The organism is Flagellimonas ochracea (assembly GCF_009903685.1).
Taxonomy (GTDB): domain Bacteria; phylum Bacteroidota; class Bacteroidia; order Flavobacteriales; family Flavobacteriaceae; genus Flagellimonas; species Flagellimonas ochracea.
In genome coordinates this window covers 271,607-286,111 of sequence record NZ_JAAABI010000001.1, presented here as the reverse complement: position 1 = coordinate 286,111, position 14,505 = coordinate 271,607, and the positions used below count along the sequence as shown (strand labels likewise).

Genomic DNA, 14,505 nt, shown 5'->3' with positions numbered 1-14,505 from the left:
AACTACCTGTAACGCTTTAACTCTTCCTCTTCCTCCTTTGCCATATATTTTTTAATCTGTCTTTCTTCCCACCTTCTTGTCAAAGGCCTACTGTAAACCCAAATTCCGTGACCAATAAGGAAGACTCCCCAAATTAAAGGGGTGGATATGATTTTTCGATCTGTCCAATGTACTTCGTGGAATTCAATACCGTTACCCCAATCCCTTAGGCTTTCAAACAAATGCAATTTAAGGACAACTAGTGCGATATTGACCACAATGTAAATCATAATATGAGAGTAGAATTTCTTTAACTGGCCCACTCTCTTCCTTGCCCGCTCCAGTCTGATGATTTCGTTTTCCATTCTTATTTGAACTTATCCATTTTCTTTTTGTCCTCATCGATATACTTTTGAATCTGCCGCTCTTCCCATTTTTTGCCAAACAAGGGATTAAATCCAAATGTTTTGGAGGCATGGAGCGCCAACCCAATTCCCCAGCCGAACAAGGTGACGAAATGGGGCCATTGCCAAAAACGGTCAGTGTTGAGATAGATATTGACTAAAACAAATGCATTTATGACTATATATATTGAAAGATGCACGTAGAACCCCTTTATTTCATCGACACGTTTTTTGGCCCGCTCCAGTTTGTTTTGCTCCACACCCATAATCATCTCCATTTTTTTGTTTCATCTTCATCGTTCATTAGCTCTTTGATTTTACGTTCTTCCCAGCCTTTGCCAAAAAATGGATTTAAGTTAAAAGTTCCTATGGCATGAAAAAACACGCCAATTCCCCAACCAAATGCGGCCCATAAAAACCACATGTAACTAAATCCATTGGTAAGATAATTGATCAAGGCCAATACGGATATAACCAAAATGTACGACCACAAATTGGCATAGAATTTTTTTAGTTCGTCCACGCGTTCTTTGGCCCTTATGTATTTGCTCTCTTTGTTGTTGTTTTCCATAATGTTGGTTTTATTGATGCTTCTTAAAGATAAGGCTTCATTAGAATTCTTCCTTGTCCATGAATTGTTGGATCTTGCGCTTTTCCCAATTGCTCCCTAAGAAATAATCGGTTCCGTAGACGTGTAGCCAGTGTCCTATCAGTCCCACACCCCATCCTAAGGCTGGAAAAATCACCCAAAAGTAATCTGTGGTCATGTAATTGATAAAAGTTAAAAAAGAAATCACAATAACATAGACCGTTAAGTGGATATGAAAGGATTTAATGCATTCCACTTTCTGCTTTGCTTTTTTGTATTTGTAATCCGTTATGTTTTCCATGTTCGATTTTTTTGATTGATGTGTACTTGATTCGTCGTTCATGAATCAAACTTAAAAATATCGTTCAAGGGGATGAAAAAAGGATTCGCGAACTGTTGCTTTTTGGGGATGAATTGAATGAGAATTTCAGAAATGAGTAATTCATCGATACCATTGAGGACTTGGCGTTTTTAAAAATCGTCCTCGTCCATCAACTCCTGAATCTTCCTTTCCTCCCATCGTTTCCCCCATAGTGGGTTGTAACCAAAAGCTTCCATTCCATGTGCCAATACACCGAACCCCCATCCCAAGGTTGGAAAAAACGCCCATAGGAAATCGGTAGTCCTAAAATTGAGCCACCACAAAAAAGGAATAACAATGCAATACGAGATCAAATTGCTGTAAAAATCTTTTATTCCCTTCACCCTCTCTTTAGCTTTTAGATACCTTTTTTCCTCTATATAGTTTTCTTGCGTTTCGGTTACAGATATTTGTTTGGTCAGCATGGGCAGGGCTACACTAAATTCACTTACGGTCTTGTTGATGACCACTTCCCTATCCGTCAAAATATTGTACCGCTGCCTAATATTCTGAAGCCCCACCCCACTGCTCTTTTTCACCACTTGTTTTTCTTGTAGGTTGTTACGGACCACCAACATTCCTTCCTGCTCGTAAACTTGTATATGCAAAGGTTTGGAAGCGGTGACAATGTTGTGCTTTACGGCATTTTCCAGAAGCAACTGTAAAGAAAGGGGGACAATTTTGGCCTCGGGATTGGAACAATTTTCAGGAATCTCAAAAACAATGCTATCCTCAAATCGCATTTTTAGCAATCGTACATAGGTCCTGGCAAAATTGAGTTCCTCATCTACTGTTACCAAATCCTTATTTTTCTGTTCCAAAACATAGCGATACACCTTGGATAGGGATGTCGTGAATTTTTGGGCCTGTTCGGGTTCTTCTTCTATCAAACTTGTGAGCACATTAAGGCTGTTGAACAGAAAATGGGGGTCCAATTGATTTTTCAAGGCATCGAAACGGGCAGATGCAGAGCCGGCAATGATCTTTTGTTCCTTGACTTTTTTCTCCTGCCAGCTTTTGTAAAAATAAAAAGCATGGAAAAAGACAGTGACCACTATGGTGATTAAAAGTGCTACCACATAAAAGATGGGCCTTTCTCCATTTAAGAACTCTTCCCAACTTTCACCTTCAAATCCAATGTTTGTGGTGATACGTATCCAAAAAATACCCAACATGGTGATGGCTATACCTCCCAATGCTGTTATCCATATGCGATATCTGGCGTATTTTCTCCAAACCACCTTGTGGTTCATGTAATCAAAATACAGGCTGTTCAAAAACGTCAGTACAATGGAGTAAAAGATGTAGTAACCAACTTCACGGAGCAGCTTTTCGTCAAAGGCTATCGGCTCACCTGATATTGCTTCCAAACCATTGAACAAGGTTGCCAGCACCAATCCAATTGCAATGGCAACCAGTAAAAGCCTTCCCAGATAATTTGTCGTTTTTCTATTCACCGCATTGTTTGTAAATCATCTCCGCTCGCTCCTTTCCCCAGGAGGGATAAAAAGGTGTGTCATTGCTAAAATTAGCAAAAAGTTCCAGTGCTCGCTCTACATTCTTGCAATAAGGCGCAGTATCCTTTCCAAAATATCGAGCACTGCCCATGTCCCATTCCGCTTTTGAAAATACCACTCGCGGATTTTCTGGGGCCAAAGCCAATGCCTTCTGGTACAATTGAGCATTTATTGGGGACAATGTCATTCCATAAGTTGCTCCATCAAACGAAATCCATGCTGTGTTGATCATTGCTTCCTGTATCAAAAGTTCTGGGTTGTTGGGTGATATGGCCTTGGCCAAATCCAAAAACTCTTTGGCCTTTTCCAATTGTTTTGTCAATTTTTCCTTATCCTTTTCTCCAAAGGAAATCAAAGTATTTAATTGTGTTACGTAATAGTGGGGTAGCCAATTGTCGGGTTCTGCCATGGCAATACGTTCGAAGAGATTGGATGCCTCAACGACCTTTTGATCTTTCCATAGTGCGAAGGCCTTTTTCATGCCTTGATCATAACGATCTTGTGCAAATGAGATTGAAGCGATGCCCAAAAGGACCAATGTGAGGAGTTTTTTCATGACTGTTCGTTTTTTGTTGAATTACTATGGCACAAAATTGCATTCAACCAATACATCATCAAAGAAGCATTGACCGAACTGTATTTTATTGCGGATGAATTGTGTTTATACACCTCTGACCAATCAACAAATGGTTTGACACGGCCTATTTTTTTGTTCTTTGTCTTGAAATCCAAAGAAACAGCCTTGATGCGTGTAAGAAAAGTAGCGGAATAATGAGTTTTTATGAACAATTTTTACATTATTTCATTTTTAAATATTTCATTTTCAGATTTTTACTATATTCGGTAACCGATAGCTTATTTATTCCCGTCCCACATCATTTTCGGTTTGTTCCCCATATTAAATTAGATCCTTACTTGCCATTGAGGTCGTTCTATGATGTTTGAATTTAAGCAAGTTGCCAACGTTAGTTTTTAAGAACAATTATTCATACCAGTCATTATTTATCCTGAAGTCTTCTGTGACAGATATTGTTGACACAGGCTTTATAATCTAAAGTACGAAGCCAATGCGGAAACAAGCTTGGGCTTCCCTTTATCTCAATTAAACAACTAAAAACCAAAAACAATGAAAAGCATTATTCTTCAATGTGCACTTGTGGCACTTATTTTCGGGGCCTGCCAACAAGGTCCGGTGCGTTACACGCAAAATTCACCAGAAATTGACACTGTCAAGAATTTAATCGCCAACTACAATAGTAAAAACTTTGATACCAGTATGTATGCCGATACTTCCAAAACCTTTTACAATACCCGGGAAAATCCATTGTCCCCCAGTGAAGCTATGGATTACCACAAACAGACCGACAACAATTATGCCTCACGGGGGTTTATGGATGACCAAGAGTATGAAATGGTACTCACAGATGATGGCGAAACATGGGTAAACTGTTGGTTGGACTGGAAAGGCACCTTGGCTGCAAATGGTAAAGAAATGACCATTCCCATACATCTTACCTATCAATTTGTTGACGGTAAAATTGTAAGAGAGTATGGGTATTGGGACCCTACCGAAATTGTAATGGAGCTTCAAAAAATTGAGGCAGCGGCACAAATGGCCGAGGACCAGGAGCAAACTGAATAATCACCAATCATGCAAAAAGACCCTTTTTAGGGTCTTTTTTTCATTTATTTTTAAAAAAATCAAAAACTTGAAGTCTTCATATCTTTACTGACGCATTTGATTGCCGTTAGTTTTTAGTAGAGCCATGTACATCCCCCATTATTACAAAAACGAGAACCTTGAGGAAATAAGGGATTTCATCAAACAAAACAGTTTTGGTATTTTGGTCAATCAACTCGACGGCCAACCATGGGCCTCACACATTCCCTTGGAACTTGAAATGAACGATAAGGGTAAGAATATCCTAGTTGGGCACATTGCCAAGGCCAATCCACAGTGGAAAGCTTTCCAAGAATCAGAAAAGGTGCTTTGTATTTTCAATGGGCCTCACACCTATATTTCTTCTTCCTGGTATAAAGAAGAGGAAGTTCCTACCTGGGACTACATTGCCGTTCATGTATACGGAAGTATTGCAATTATGGATGAAGCGGACACGATGGCTTCGCTACATAGACTTGTGTACAAGTATGAAAAGAATTCAAAAGAACCGGTATCACTAAAGGATATGTCACCAAAAACCTTACGTCAAGTGAAAGGAGTAGTAGGGTTTCAGATTGAAATTGAAGAAATCCAAGCTGCTTACAAGCTCTCCCAAACCCGGCCTGAGGACCATCCCAGAATTGTTTCAGAGCTCAATGAAAAGAATGATGCTGCCAGCAAAGCCATTGCAGACCACATAAATGCTACAAAAAAGTAATTGAATTACTATTACTCGTTGTCCTGATACATGGTGTCGGCCCAATTGGAATACCTAGGGTTATCCACATGCATGATCCAGATATCCTCTTTGTACTTGCCTTTCATTTTGGACCGATATGCAGCATAGGCCTCCTCATTTTTCTGGTATTTAGCGAGATAAACATAATTCAATCCATTGTCAGGGTTTTTAAAGTACTTCGCATCCAGTCCTTGCGCTTTGAGTTTGGCCATGAAGTTCTTTAAATATCGTTCGTTCTTAAATACATTGGCCACTATATAATGCCCCTTGCCCACACCGTCTAGATTGATAAACCTTTCAATAGGTTTGTAGTCCCCTCCGGTAAATGTTCCCTTTTTATGTGCTGCTGTTTCCTTTTTCACAGGTTTTGGGGCGTTAACGGCCAATTGCGGTGTTTCCATCGCATTGTAGATGGAATCAAGGTCCTCATTCTTTGCTAGATAAAGTTTTTGGGCCTTGGATTCTATTTCAGGACTTTCATCATTGGTATGGCGTTTTACCATGCGCATAACCATTTCAAAACGTTTTTCAAGATCTCTTTGTCGATGCGATTCCAAAGAATCCATCTTGAAAATCAACTCGTTGATTACGGCATAGTTATCCTGTTGTTGTGCTTTCAGCTGTTCAATTTGCGCCTCCCAAAAAGCTAAATCTTCCTTGTTAGTAGGTCGAAGTGTGGTTTGTGCATCCAATTTGCCGCTCTTTTCCACTTTTTCCGGTTTGGCATCCGCGACAAAGGTTCCTTCGATTGGTTTTGGATTGGTGCTATTATCCGCTACAATCATTACGTTCTTGGATAAATTGGGGATAAAGGTATACGCTATGGACACCTCATGGGTCACACCTAAATTGGTAAGGTTGCTACTGATATTCTTTTCAAAATTGTATCCAAAAGAAAGTCTCCTGTTTAGATTAAAACCTGTTCCGGCCGAAGCTCCGTAAAATTGATCGTAGCCCCCTTGAATCCAACCCAATTTGGGTAAATCCAAAATAAGGCCCCCACCAAAAACTGGGTCTTGGTCTGGTTCAAATCGAGCTCTTGCCAAGGGTAGTAGACGACCATCTTCCAAAATACCGGCACCGTTCTCAAACTCGTGTGCAAATTGTATATGTCCAGAAAATGTTTTATCACTCAGCTCCGTCAACGACTTACCTGTGTTGAGGTTATAATCCACTAGGTTTTGTGCAAATACGCCAAAATCAAATTTTCCCAATGAAAGATTGAGTCCAGGTTGAAACGAAATGATGGATGTTTGTGTAGCGTCATTCAATAGGGGATCATCCTCCAAGGCTATGGCTCTATCGGGGTCAAAGTTACTGGTGTAGTACGGAATGTTTACCCCAAAACTAAGACTACTCTTTTGCCCCAATTGTATGCCATGTGAATAATTCGCCATGACCCCAAGGTTGGATATTATTCCTTCTTGCTGATTATACAGGCTTAAGCCAAGACCAATCCTTTCATTCAATCTTCCACTATAGCTCAAGAAATAGTTTTGGTTATTATTGTCAAAACTGGCACTTTGGCTTCGATGAAACAGATTTACATAGGATTTATCCTCTCGAACTGTCGAAAAAGTGGGGTTAATCAAAAACCGATTGAACTTCAACAGGTTCTGAAAAGGCACATTATAGCTTACGTACGGATTGTTCTCCTGTGCGTTGGAATTGCCACACAAGAAAATGCTGATTATTATCAACAATAGAATCCAGCGGGCATTATATTCTTTTAAGAATTTTAGGAATAGGGGTAGTTTTATTTCCATAGCCGAGATGGTTTTGTAGGTTAATGGACCTGCAGGGGACAGGCATGTTCATTTTTTTTGGCCTCATTAGTAAGATTTGGGATACTTATAAAGTGGCAACTTGTCTTAAAGTATAATATTACGTTGAATCTCGATAAAAACCCAATTTTCTCGTTGAACCGCACAAAAAATATATGGTCAATCCTTTGCAAAAACTACTAGAACGATGGTTTTTTCACCAAAAACCGGAATGTTTCCCGATATATGTTGATAATGTTCTTCAGCTTTTAAATTAATTTTGACATAGTCAATCCTAAGTATGGTTATGGATAAAAAAGTGAAGATTGTACCCTTTTCGGATGCCTATAAAAATGCCTTTAGAGCATTAAATGAAGAATGGATTGTAAAGTATTTTAGAATGGAGGAAATGGACCATGTTTCATTGAACAATCCAAGGACCTATATCTTGGACAAGGGGGGCTACATTGCTGTTGCTTTGCTAGCTGATGATCCTGTAGGAGTATGCGCCTTAATACCCAGTGACCGTGAAGATTTTGAGTTTGAGCTGGCCAAAATGGGTGTTTCTCCGAAAGCCCAAGGAAAAGGTATCGGCAAACTATTGGGACATCACATCATTGAAAAAGCAAAACTGCTAGGCTGCAAAAAATTGTATTTGGAGAGTAACCGAATTTTAGAGCCTGCCATCAACCTATACCGAAAATTGGGGTTTGTTGAGATAGTAGGAGCCAAATCGCCCTATGAAAGAAGTGATATCCAGATGGAGTTGGTATTGACCGACGATTAATACATAATATAGATCCAGTCCCCGATACTTTCTTCACTCTCAAGACAAATAAACAGTTTAAATGCATTTTACAGCAGTTACGATTCAATCATCTTCTGCTGGTAGCCCCTCAAAATTTGAAAAATAACTATTCCATATATCACTAAAAATGAGTATCTTATAAGGTGAATAAAAATAGCTGGCGCCATGGGAACAGTCAAAAACTTAAACAAATGGGCCAATGCCCATACTTATTATCCATTAGATTTACTTCGTGTCGCATTTGGGGTTTTTCTTTTTATTAAAGGGGTGGAATTCATGTCCAATCATGAACAGATGATGATCATTGCCCAACCGTTTCAGGATATGCCCGGAGGTATGATCATTCTGCACTACATAGCCCCCGCCCATTTTGTAGGTGGGTTTTTAATTGTGGTTGGGCTATTGACCCGATGGGCCTCAGTGGCTCAATTACCTATTTTGTTGGGAGCCATATTGACCAATTTTTTGGGTGAAATGAACGCAACCAACCTAATTATGGCAATAGTGGCTTTTTTAGTGTGTATTTTCTTTATCGTTTATGGTTCTGGCAAGCACTCGGCTGATTATTATCTGAAAATGCAGAAATAAACCTAAAGGTTATCCAACTGGTTGCTTTTGCCGTCGGAGCTAATGGTCCAAAAGAAGCCTACAAAGAAAAAACTATCCGCTGCGGGTCTGATGGCCCTGCGGTCAAAAGTTCCATTGCCATTGGGTGTGTTAGCATATTGATAATTATTGATGTTATTGAAGCCCAATACATTGTTCACAGAGAAATATAGAATTTTTTGCTGGTCGATTAGGTAGGCCCAATTGAAACTCAAGCTGTTAAAAGACTTGGTCCTTTCAGCCATAAACTCCGCAGTGTTCGCATTGTCATACGGCCTACCCGATGCAAAAGCATAAGAAAACCCTACCTGTGACCGTAAATCGTCCACCCAATATTTCGTGACCAAGGATAGATTGTGTTTCGGGGCAAAGTTGGGTCTGACCGCTTCTCTGAAATCCCTAAAATCCCTTTCGGTATCCAAAAAAGAATAGGAAAGCCAATAGTCGAGGTTTTTAACACTCTTATTATCTCTCCAAAAAATATCAAGTCCTGCGGCATGTCCGAAACCGTTATTGCTAAAAACCGAATTAAACTGTGGCTGTTGGGTATCATGCTTTATAAGATTCCGGTAATCCTTGTAGTAAGCTTCAGCCCTGAGTGTCTTTCCGTCTTCCAAGTACTGGTAATTCAGTATGTAGTGCGAAGTTCTTTCTGAAAGCAGAGTATCATCAAATTTGATGACTTCGTTCCTAGGGTTTTGGTAAAAATCGCCATAGGCCAATGAAAACTGACCTTTTTCTCCCGGCTTGTATGCCAAAGAAACCCGAGGTGACAGCGTAAAATCTGTCAACAGTGAACTGTGCTCTGCTCTGGCACCCACTTTCATGGCCAATTGATTGCTGAAAAAAATGTTGGTCTCCACAAAACCAGCCCACAACTGATTATTGTACCCGCTCCCCAAAAGCACACCTTCTTGCTCGGTGAGGGTATCTTCATAATCCACGATAAAAAGTTCCGTCCCCAAATCTATATTCAGTTTGCTGCTAAAGCTTTTGTGGGCTTTCAATTTGGTATGCATAGCCCTCTCTTTGGTTTCAATATTGTCTTCGAGCAAAACAATATCGTTGGTATCCCAAGCAACGGAAGCCCCGGTGGTTATACTCCAATCATTTTCAAAGAAATATTTATAGGAGCTATTGAAATATAGGTTGTCATTGGTCAACTGAAAGCTAACAAAATCCTCAAAATTGATGTCTTCTTGCTCGATATCCAAATTAGCGTGATTAAATCCAGTGTACAGTTTAAACATGCTTCTCTCTCCTTTACTTCTAAAGACTGCTTCTCCCGATATGGATTCATAAGGACTGTTCCACCTCACCCCTTGTGTGGAAGGTATCAAGCCCTCGTAGGGTGCCAAATTGATATAGGAAGTGTTTAAGCTTACGGATTGATCTCCCCATATTTCGGTATGTCCCAGACCTGCCCCAACAGACATTATGGAAACGTCCGTTTTTTCTTGTGTCGGAACATCAGTGGTGTTCAACAACAGTACGCTAGAGAGTGCCTGTCCGTATTCAGCAGAATATCCTCCTGTGCTGAAAGTGATTCCTTTGAAAAGGAAAGCTGAAAACCTTCCTCGTGTAGGAATATTGTTGGCCGTGGCATTAAAGGGCTGAAAAACTCGAAGTCCATCAATAAAAACCTGGGTCTCCCCGGCATCTCCGCCGCGAACAAACAATCGGCCATCCTCGTTCACCGTGGCCGTGCCCGGTAAGGTTTGCAATGCTCCAACAAAATCGCCAACGGCACCGGCTGTGGTAACAATGTCCAAAGGTTTTAACACGGACACTTTGGAGTTATCCCCTGCTTCAAAAGTACCAGCAGTCAAGGTAACCCCGGTTAAGGAATTAATGGATTCAATCAAGCTAATTGTTAATTCGTTAAAATATTTTACATCCCCAACCTCGTAGTGCGGCTCATAAGAAAGTATGGAGACAACCAAAGTCTGGGTGCCCGTTTCCACGGTTTCAAAATTAAAATTTCCATTCTCGTCCGTAGAGGCACCATCATAGGTCCCCTCCAGATATACATTGGCCCCTGCAATTGGATTTTTTTTTGTGTCCGTGACCCTTCCTGATATAACCGTTTGGGCCTGTACGCTGCTGAAAAAGAGTAAGCTAATGAAAAGGACAAGGTTTTTCATGACCATTCGTTTTTTGATGGCCCAAAAATGCCTCTTGACTTTTTAAAGAACTAAAAGGAAATACCCAATTGTCCATTTTAATGGATGAATTGAAAACCGAATTCCCGTCGTACAATTCGGAATCAAAAATCTACATTTCAGTCAAGTGAATTTTATTGGAGGAGACCTTTGGTTCAATTTTGGGCCATTAATCAAATAAAAAAGTACCTTATGAAAATTGTAGCACTATCATTGACACTATTATTTGTAAGCCTAATGGGATTGGCGCAAGAAAACCAAGGAATCCAGATTAAAGTTACCATTGACAATGTAACAAGCGACGAAGGACAAGTTTTGGCCGGCTTACACACAGCTGACACCTTTATGAAAGGTGCGGGCTTTCAAAACACTGTAAGAGCAATCGAAAATGGAAAGGTAACCTTCACCTTTGATAATGTCATCCCAGGCACCTATGCCATAATGGCGCTCCACGATGCAAATGAAAATAACAGAATGGACTACCAAGAAAACGGCATGCCCAAAGAGAGTTATGGAATGTCAGGCAACGACATGTCCTATGGACCTCCTACTTTTGAAATGGCCAAATTTGAGGTCAAAGAAGAAGATTTGGAGTTGAGTATCCGCTTTTGAGGCTTTTGAAGCTTTTGAAAACCTAAAAACATAGCCTGCATATTGCAGGCTTTTTTATTTTCTAAAAAGCTGGTTAAGCTCCATAAGATTTATTGATGGTTTTTTATATTTTTATATTTCAAATTTATACTATATGACCATTACCCAGCTACAATATGTATTGGCAGTTGCAGAACATAGAAACTTTACGCTGGCCGCTGAAAAGAGTTTTGTGACCCAACCAACATTGAGCATGCAGGTGCAGAAATTGGAGGACGAGCTCGATGTTCTCATCTTTGACCGCAGCAAAAAACCCATATCTATCACCGAAGTTGGCAAAAAAATAGTGGCGCAGGCTAAAAATATTGTTGCTGAAGCAGAACGAATCAAAGATATTGTTGATCAGGACAAAGGCTTTATAGGGGGTGACTATACTTTGGGAATCATTCCTACGGTAATGCCCACTTTATTGCCCATGTTTTTAAACACCTTCATCAAAAAATATCCAAAAGTCAACCTGATCATCAAAGAACAACCTACGGATGTGATGATACGTAATATTTTGGACGGACACTTGGATGCTGGCATAGCGGCAACGCCCTTGGAAATTGAATTTATAAAGGAACGCCCTTTATACTATGAACCCTTTGTGGGCTACGTTCCCAAAAACCATCGCCTTTCTGCTGAAGAAATGCTGACCACTGAACACTTGAATCTGAATGATATTCTTCTTTTGCAGGACGGACATTGTTTTAGAGATGGGGTCATTAACCTCTGCCAGTCACCCAAAAACCTCAATGGAGAGCAGTTTAAAATTGAAAGCGGAAGTTTTGAGACCTTGGTGAGTCTGGCCGATGAAGGCATGGGAATGACGTTGTTGCCGTATTTGAACACCTTGCAACTGGAATCCAGCAAAAAGCAGTTTTTAAAACCTTTTAAAAATCCATCGCCCGCTCGGGAAATAAGTCTCATCTACCATAAGAGTGAGTTGAAGATTCAAATAACTGAAGCACTTAAGGAAGTCATATCAAGCATTGTTCGGGGAGCCATTGCCTTTCAAGATGTTAAAATCATCAGTCCTTTGACGAAGAACTGAAAACTTTATGCAAAAAAAAGAGCCGCTGTGAAGCGGCTCCAAATATTCATGCTCTTAATAATAACAACGTGGGTTGTAACTCTGGCTTATCCAAAATAAAATACTGAAGCCAGATTTTAAGTTCCTCTATTTCACTTGGCAACAAACGTGAAACTGCTTTCTTCAATTCTTTAGCGAAGAGTTTGGCATCAAAACTGACCTTTTGAAGGACTGTTTTGGTGTAATCTAACATAGCTCTGGGCATAGGAATTTGATTGTTTAAATTATTGGTTGTACTCGAAATTAATGAAAAACAGCTTTAATTGTATCGGTCCACAGTTAAAAATTGGATAAATTCGTGTTAAATTCGATAAAAGGCCGTATGATAAAAACTGGTTTCAAATCTTTCAACTATTTGACTACCATACTTTTAATTTTTTATTTTCTTTTTTCCGGGTGCGCCTCGCTCAAAAAATCCCTGAATAATGACCTCAACACACAGATATTCCAAAACTCACTGCACGGCCTGGTCATTTCGGATGGAAAAACCAAAAAATTGGTATACAATCACCATGGTGACACCTACTTCACGCCTGCAAGCAATGTCAAGATTTTCACTTTCTACACTGGGTTATGTTTGCTGCCAAAACATATTCCAAGTCTGAGGTATACCGTTACAAAAGACACTGTTTATGTTGAAGGTACAGGAAACCCCACTTGGTTGCATCCTTTTTTCAAGGACAGTACTGCCATTAGGTGGCTTAAACAGCAATCCAACATTGCATTATATCCTAACAATTTTGAGGGGAGACGCTACGGTCCAGGATGGGCTTGGGAAGATTATGACACCTCCTTCTCCCCAGAAATTAGCCCCATACCGCTTTATGGCAACGTGGTTTCCATATACAAGATGGATAGTTTGAAAATATCCCCAGTGTATTTTGAGGACAAGGTTACCTTAAGGGACACCACCATATCGAGAAATGAGTTTTCCAACGATTTTTATGTCAAACCAGAGCTGGACAGTGTACAGATACCGTTTAGAACAAGTACGCAGTTGACCCAAAATTTATTGGAGGGTCTTTTGGGGAAAAAAATTGTTCTTACCTCTCAATTTCCTGCAAAAGAGAAAAAAACGCTATATGGAATGGAGACCGATTCCATTTATAAACGAATGTTATTTGAAAGTGATAATTTTTTGGCCGAGCAACTCTTGATTACGGCCTCCTCAACGCTTTCAGATACATTGAGCATTGAAAGGGCCATTGCACACATGTTTGAAAACGACTTGAGTGACTTGGAAAACAAACCTCGATGGGTGGATGGTTCTGGACTTTCGCGCTACAATCTTTTTACACCTAAATCTATGGTCCATGTGTTACAAAAACTATATGATGAAGTTCCTGAGGAACGCTTGTTTAAACTGTTTCCCATGTGGGATGTATCGGGTACAGTTGAAACCGGGAAAAATCCAGATACGGACCCTTTTATTTTTGCAAAATCCGGTTCACTGGGGAACAATTACAACTTAAGTGGCTATCTCAAGACCAAGTCTGGAAAGTTGCTCATTTTCAGTTTTATGAACAACCACTTTAAAACCCCTGCTTCGGAGGTTCGCCAACAAATATTCCTTACCTTGAAAAAACTGTATGATCGTTACTGATGAAAAATGTCCTGAATTTGGGCGTACTGCAGTAACATGATGGTCTTTGCATCTTTAATTGCACCGGTTTGTATCATTTGCAATGCTTCTGAAAAGAAAAGTTCCAACACTTCAATGTTCTCCGTTTCATCTTCCGCACCCCCACACTCGCCTACTTTCATGGCGTCTTCATACTCAGCAATAAAAAAATGAAGAATCTCTGTCACGGAACCTGGTGACATATAGGACTCAAATACTTTTTGAACCTTCTCCACCTTATATCCGGTCTCCTCTTCTACTTCCTTTTTAATGGTCGCTTCGGCATTGTTCTTTTCCAATAGTCCGGCACAGACTTCTATCATCATGCCATGGGAGTTGCCATTTATGTATGTTGGCATCCTGAACTGGCGTGTGAGCAACACCGTATTCTTTGTGGAATTATATAATAATATGGCGGCCCCATTGCCCCGGTCGTAAGCTTCCCGTACCTGGGTTTCCCATGCACCGTCTTCTTTTTGATATTCAAAAGTGATCTTGTGCAAGGTGTACCAATTATCGGACAGCAGTTCTTTTTTAATGTTTTTTACGTTTCCGTATTTCATAACATAA

17 protein-coding genes are annotated in these 14,505 nt (G+C 40.1%); 7 read left to right on the top strand and 10 right to left on the bottom strand.

Going from position 1 to position 14,505, the window contains the following annotated elements; all coding sequences use genetic code 11:
• Positions 1–2: 2 nt before the first annotated feature.
• From GTQ34_RS01390 to GTQ34_RS01365, 6 genes are all read right to left on the bottom strand, one after another.
• Entirely contained in the window at positions 3–344 is a 342-nt protein-coding gene (locus tag GTQ34_RS01390; RefSeq protein WP_166521968.1) for a 2TM domain-containing protein, read from the bottom strand.
• Positions 345–346: 2 nt separating this feature from the next.
• A complete protein-coding gene (locus GTQ34_RS01385; protein ID WP_235914941.1) occupies positions 347–661 on the bottom strand; it encodes a 2TM domain-containing protein in 315 nt (104 codons plus the stop codon).
• Positions 652–954 carry a 2TM domain-containing protein gene (locus GTQ34_RS01380; RefSeq protein WP_166521967.1) on the bottom strand — a complete coding sequence of 101 codons (303 nt, stop codon included), beginning with the start codon at positions 952–954 and terminating at the stop codon, positions 652–654. The genes GTQ34_RS01385 and GTQ34_RS01380 overlap by 10 nt, the downstream gene beginning before the upstream one ends.
• A 40-nt stretch (positions 955–994) precedes the next feature.
• Positions 995–1,273, bottom strand: coding sequence for a 2TM domain-containing protein (locus GTQ34_RS01375; RefSeq protein ID WP_166521966.1), 279 nt, complete (start codon positions 1,271–1,273; stop codon positions 995–997).
• 170 nt (positions 1,274–1,443) lie between these two features.
• Entirely contained in the window at positions 1,444–2,790 is a 1,347-nt protein-coding gene (locus GTQ34_RS01370) for a 2TM domain-containing protein (protein ID WP_166521965.1), read from the bottom strand.
• Positions 2,783–3,406: a tetratricopeptide repeat protein gene (locus GTQ34_RS01365; protein WP_166521964.1), complete on the bottom strand. Its 624-nt coding sequence runs from the start codon at positions 3,404–3,406 to the stop codon at positions 2,783–2,785. The genes GTQ34_RS01370 and GTQ34_RS01365 overlap by 8 nt, the downstream gene beginning before the upstream one ends.
• Before the next feature lie 570 nt (positions 3,407–3,976).
• Between GTQ34_RS01365 and GTQ34_RS01360 the strand changes: the two genes are divergently transcribed.
• Complete coding sequence (locus tag GTQ34_RS01360) at positions 3,977–4,492, top strand: nuclear transport factor 2 family protein (protein WP_166521963.1); 516 nt, start codon at positions 3,977–3,979, stop codon at positions 4,490–4,492.
• A gap of 124 nt (positions 4,493–4,616) precedes the next feature.
• Positions 4,617–5,228 (top strand): FMN-binding negative transcriptional regulator, encoded by a 612-nt coding sequence (locus GTQ34_RS01355; RefSeq protein ID WP_166521962.1) that lies wholly within the window; start codon positions 4,617–4,619, stop codon positions 5,226–5,228.
• A gap of 11 nt (positions 5,229–5,239) precedes the next feature.
• On the opposite strand, the gene GTQ34_RS01350 is transcribed toward GTQ34_RS01355, so the two are convergent.
• Positions 5,240–7,015, bottom strand: a complete 1,776-nt coding sequence (locus tag GTQ34_RS01350) for a PorP/SprF family type IX secretion system membrane protein (RefSeq protein WP_166521961.1) — start codon at positions 7,013–7,015, stop codon at positions 5,240–5,242.
• Between the two features lie 304 nt (positions 7,016–7,319).
• Here GTQ34_RS01350 and GTQ34_RS01345 point away from each other — a divergent pair, with 304 nt between their 5' ends.
• Both GTQ34_RS01345 and GTQ34_RS01340 read left to right on the top strand, forming a co-directional pair.
• The gene (locus GTQ34_RS01345) at positions 7,320–7,799 is read left to right on the top strand and encodes a GNAT family N-acetyltransferase (RefSeq protein ID WP_166521960.1); all 480 of its coding nucleotides are present in this window, start codon (positions 7,320–7,322) and stop codon (positions 7,797–7,799) included.
• 186 nt (positions 7,800–7,985) lie between these two features.
• Entirely contained in the window at positions 7,986–8,408 is a 423-nt protein-coding gene (locus tag GTQ34_RS01340) for a DoxX family protein (RefSeq protein WP_166521959.1), read from the top strand.
• A gap of 2 nt (positions 8,409–8,410) precedes the next feature.
• On the opposite strand, the gene GTQ34_RS01335 is transcribed toward GTQ34_RS01340, so the two are convergent.
• Positions 8,411–10,570 (bottom strand): TonB-dependent receptor, encoded by a 2,160-nt coding sequence (locus tag GTQ34_RS01335; RefSeq protein WP_166521958.1) that lies wholly within the window; start codon positions 10,568–10,570, stop codon positions 8,411–8,413.
• A gap of 210 nt (positions 10,571–10,780) precedes the next feature.
• On the opposite strand from GTQ34_RS01335, the gene GTQ34_RS01330 reads away from it, so the two are divergent.
• Positions 10,781–11,200, top strand: a complete 420-nt coding sequence (locus GTQ34_RS01330; protein WP_166521957.1) for a DUF2141 domain-containing protein — start codon at positions 10,781–10,783, stop codon at positions 11,198–11,200.
• A 133-nt stretch (positions 11,201–11,333) separates the two neighbouring features.
• On the top strand, positions 11,334–12,275 hold the full coding sequence (locus GTQ34_RS01325) for a hydrogen peroxide-inducible genes activator (protein WP_166521956.1): 942 nt from the start codon (positions 11,334–11,336) through the stop codon (positions 12,273–12,275).
• 46 nt (positions 12,276–12,321) lie between these two features.
• Here GTQ34_RS01325 and GTQ34_RS01320 read toward each other — a convergent pair whose 3' ends face one another.
• Complete coding sequence (locus GTQ34_RS01320; protein ID WP_166521955.1) at positions 12,322–12,519, bottom strand: hypothetical protein; 198 nt, start codon at positions 12,517–12,519, stop codon at positions 12,322–12,324.
• A gap of 117 nt (positions 12,520–12,636) precedes the next feature.
• On the opposite strand from GTQ34_RS01320, the gene GTQ34_RS01315 reads away from it, so the two are divergent.
• Positions 12,637–13,917 carry a D-alanyl-D-alanine carboxypeptidase gene (locus GTQ34_RS01315; protein WP_166521954.1) on the top strand — a complete coding sequence of 427 codons (1,281 nt, stop codon included), beginning with the start codon at positions 12,637–12,639 and terminating at the stop codon, positions 13,915–13,917.
• Here GTQ34_RS01315 and nudK read toward each other — a convergent pair.
• Positions 13,911–14,498, bottom strand: coding sequence for a GDP-mannose pyrophosphatase NudK (nudK, locus tag GTQ34_RS01310; RefSeq protein WP_166521953.1), 588 nt, complete (start codon positions 14,496–14,498; stop codon positions 13,911–13,913). The genes GTQ34_RS01315 and nudK overlap by 7 nt on opposite strands.
• Positions 14,499–14,505 lie beyond the last annotated feature (7 nt).

Coding starts and splice junctions, on each gene's coding strand:
- GTQ34_RS01335 (WP_166521958.1), bottom strand. CDS start 10,570: ATGAAAAACCTTGTCCTTTTCATTAGCTTACTCTTTTTCAGCAGCGTA.
- GTQ34_RS01390 (WP_166521968.1), bottom strand. CDS start 344: ATGGAAAACGAAATCATCAGACTGGAGCGGGCAAGGAAGAGAGTGGGC.
- GTQ34_RS01360 (WP_166521963.1), top strand. CDS start 3,977: ATGAAAAGCATTATTCTTCAATGTGCACTTGTGGCACTTATTTTCGGG.
- GTQ34_RS01320 (WP_166521955.1), bottom strand. CDS start 12,519: ATGCCCAGAGCTATGTTAGATTACACCAAAACAGTCCTTCAAAAGGTC.
- GTQ34_RS01385 (WP_235914941.1), bottom strand. CDS start 661: ATGGAGATGATTATGGGTGTGGAGCAAAACAAACTGGAGCGGGCCAAA.
- GTQ34_RS01375 (WP_166521966.1), bottom strand. CDS start 1,273: ATGGAAAACATAACGGATTACAAATACAAAAAAGCAAAGCAGAAAGTG.
- GTQ34_RS01330 (WP_166521957.1), top strand. CDS start 10,781: ATGAAAATTGTAGCACTATCATTGACACTATTATTTGTAAGCCTAATG.
- GTQ34_RS01365 (WP_166521964.1), bottom strand. CDS start 3,406: ATGAAAAAACTCCTCACATTGGTCCTTTTGGGCATCGCTTCAATCTCA.
- GTQ34_RS01345 (WP_166521960.1), top strand. CDS start 7,320: ATGGATAAAAAAGTGAAGATTGTACCCTTTTCGGATGCCTATAAAAAT.
- GTQ34_RS01350 (WP_166521961.1), bottom strand. CDS start 7,015: ATGGAAATAAAACTACCCCTATTCCTAAAATTCTTAAAAGAATATAAT.
- nudK (WP_166521953.1), bottom strand. CDS start 14,498: ATGAAATACGGAAACGTAAAAAACATTAAAAAAGAACTGCTGTCCGAT.
- GTQ34_RS01315 (WP_166521954.1), top strand. CDS start 12,637: ATGATAAAAACTGGTTTCAAATCTTTCAACTATTTGACTACCATACTT.
- GTQ34_RS01355 (WP_166521962.1), top strand. CDS start 4,617: ATGTACATCCCCCATTATTACAAAAACGAGAACCTTGAGGAAATAAGG.
- GTQ34_RS01340 (WP_166521959.1), top strand. CDS start 7,986: ATGGGAACAGTCAAAAACTTAAACAAATGGGCCAATGCCCATACTTAT.
- GTQ34_RS01325 (WP_166521956.1), top strand. CDS start 11,334: ATGACCATTACCCAGCTACAATATGTATTGGCAGTTGCAGAACATAGA.
- GTQ34_RS01380 (WP_166521967.1), bottom strand. CDS start 954: ATGGAAAACAACAACAAAGAGAGCAAATACATAAGGGCCAAAGAACGC.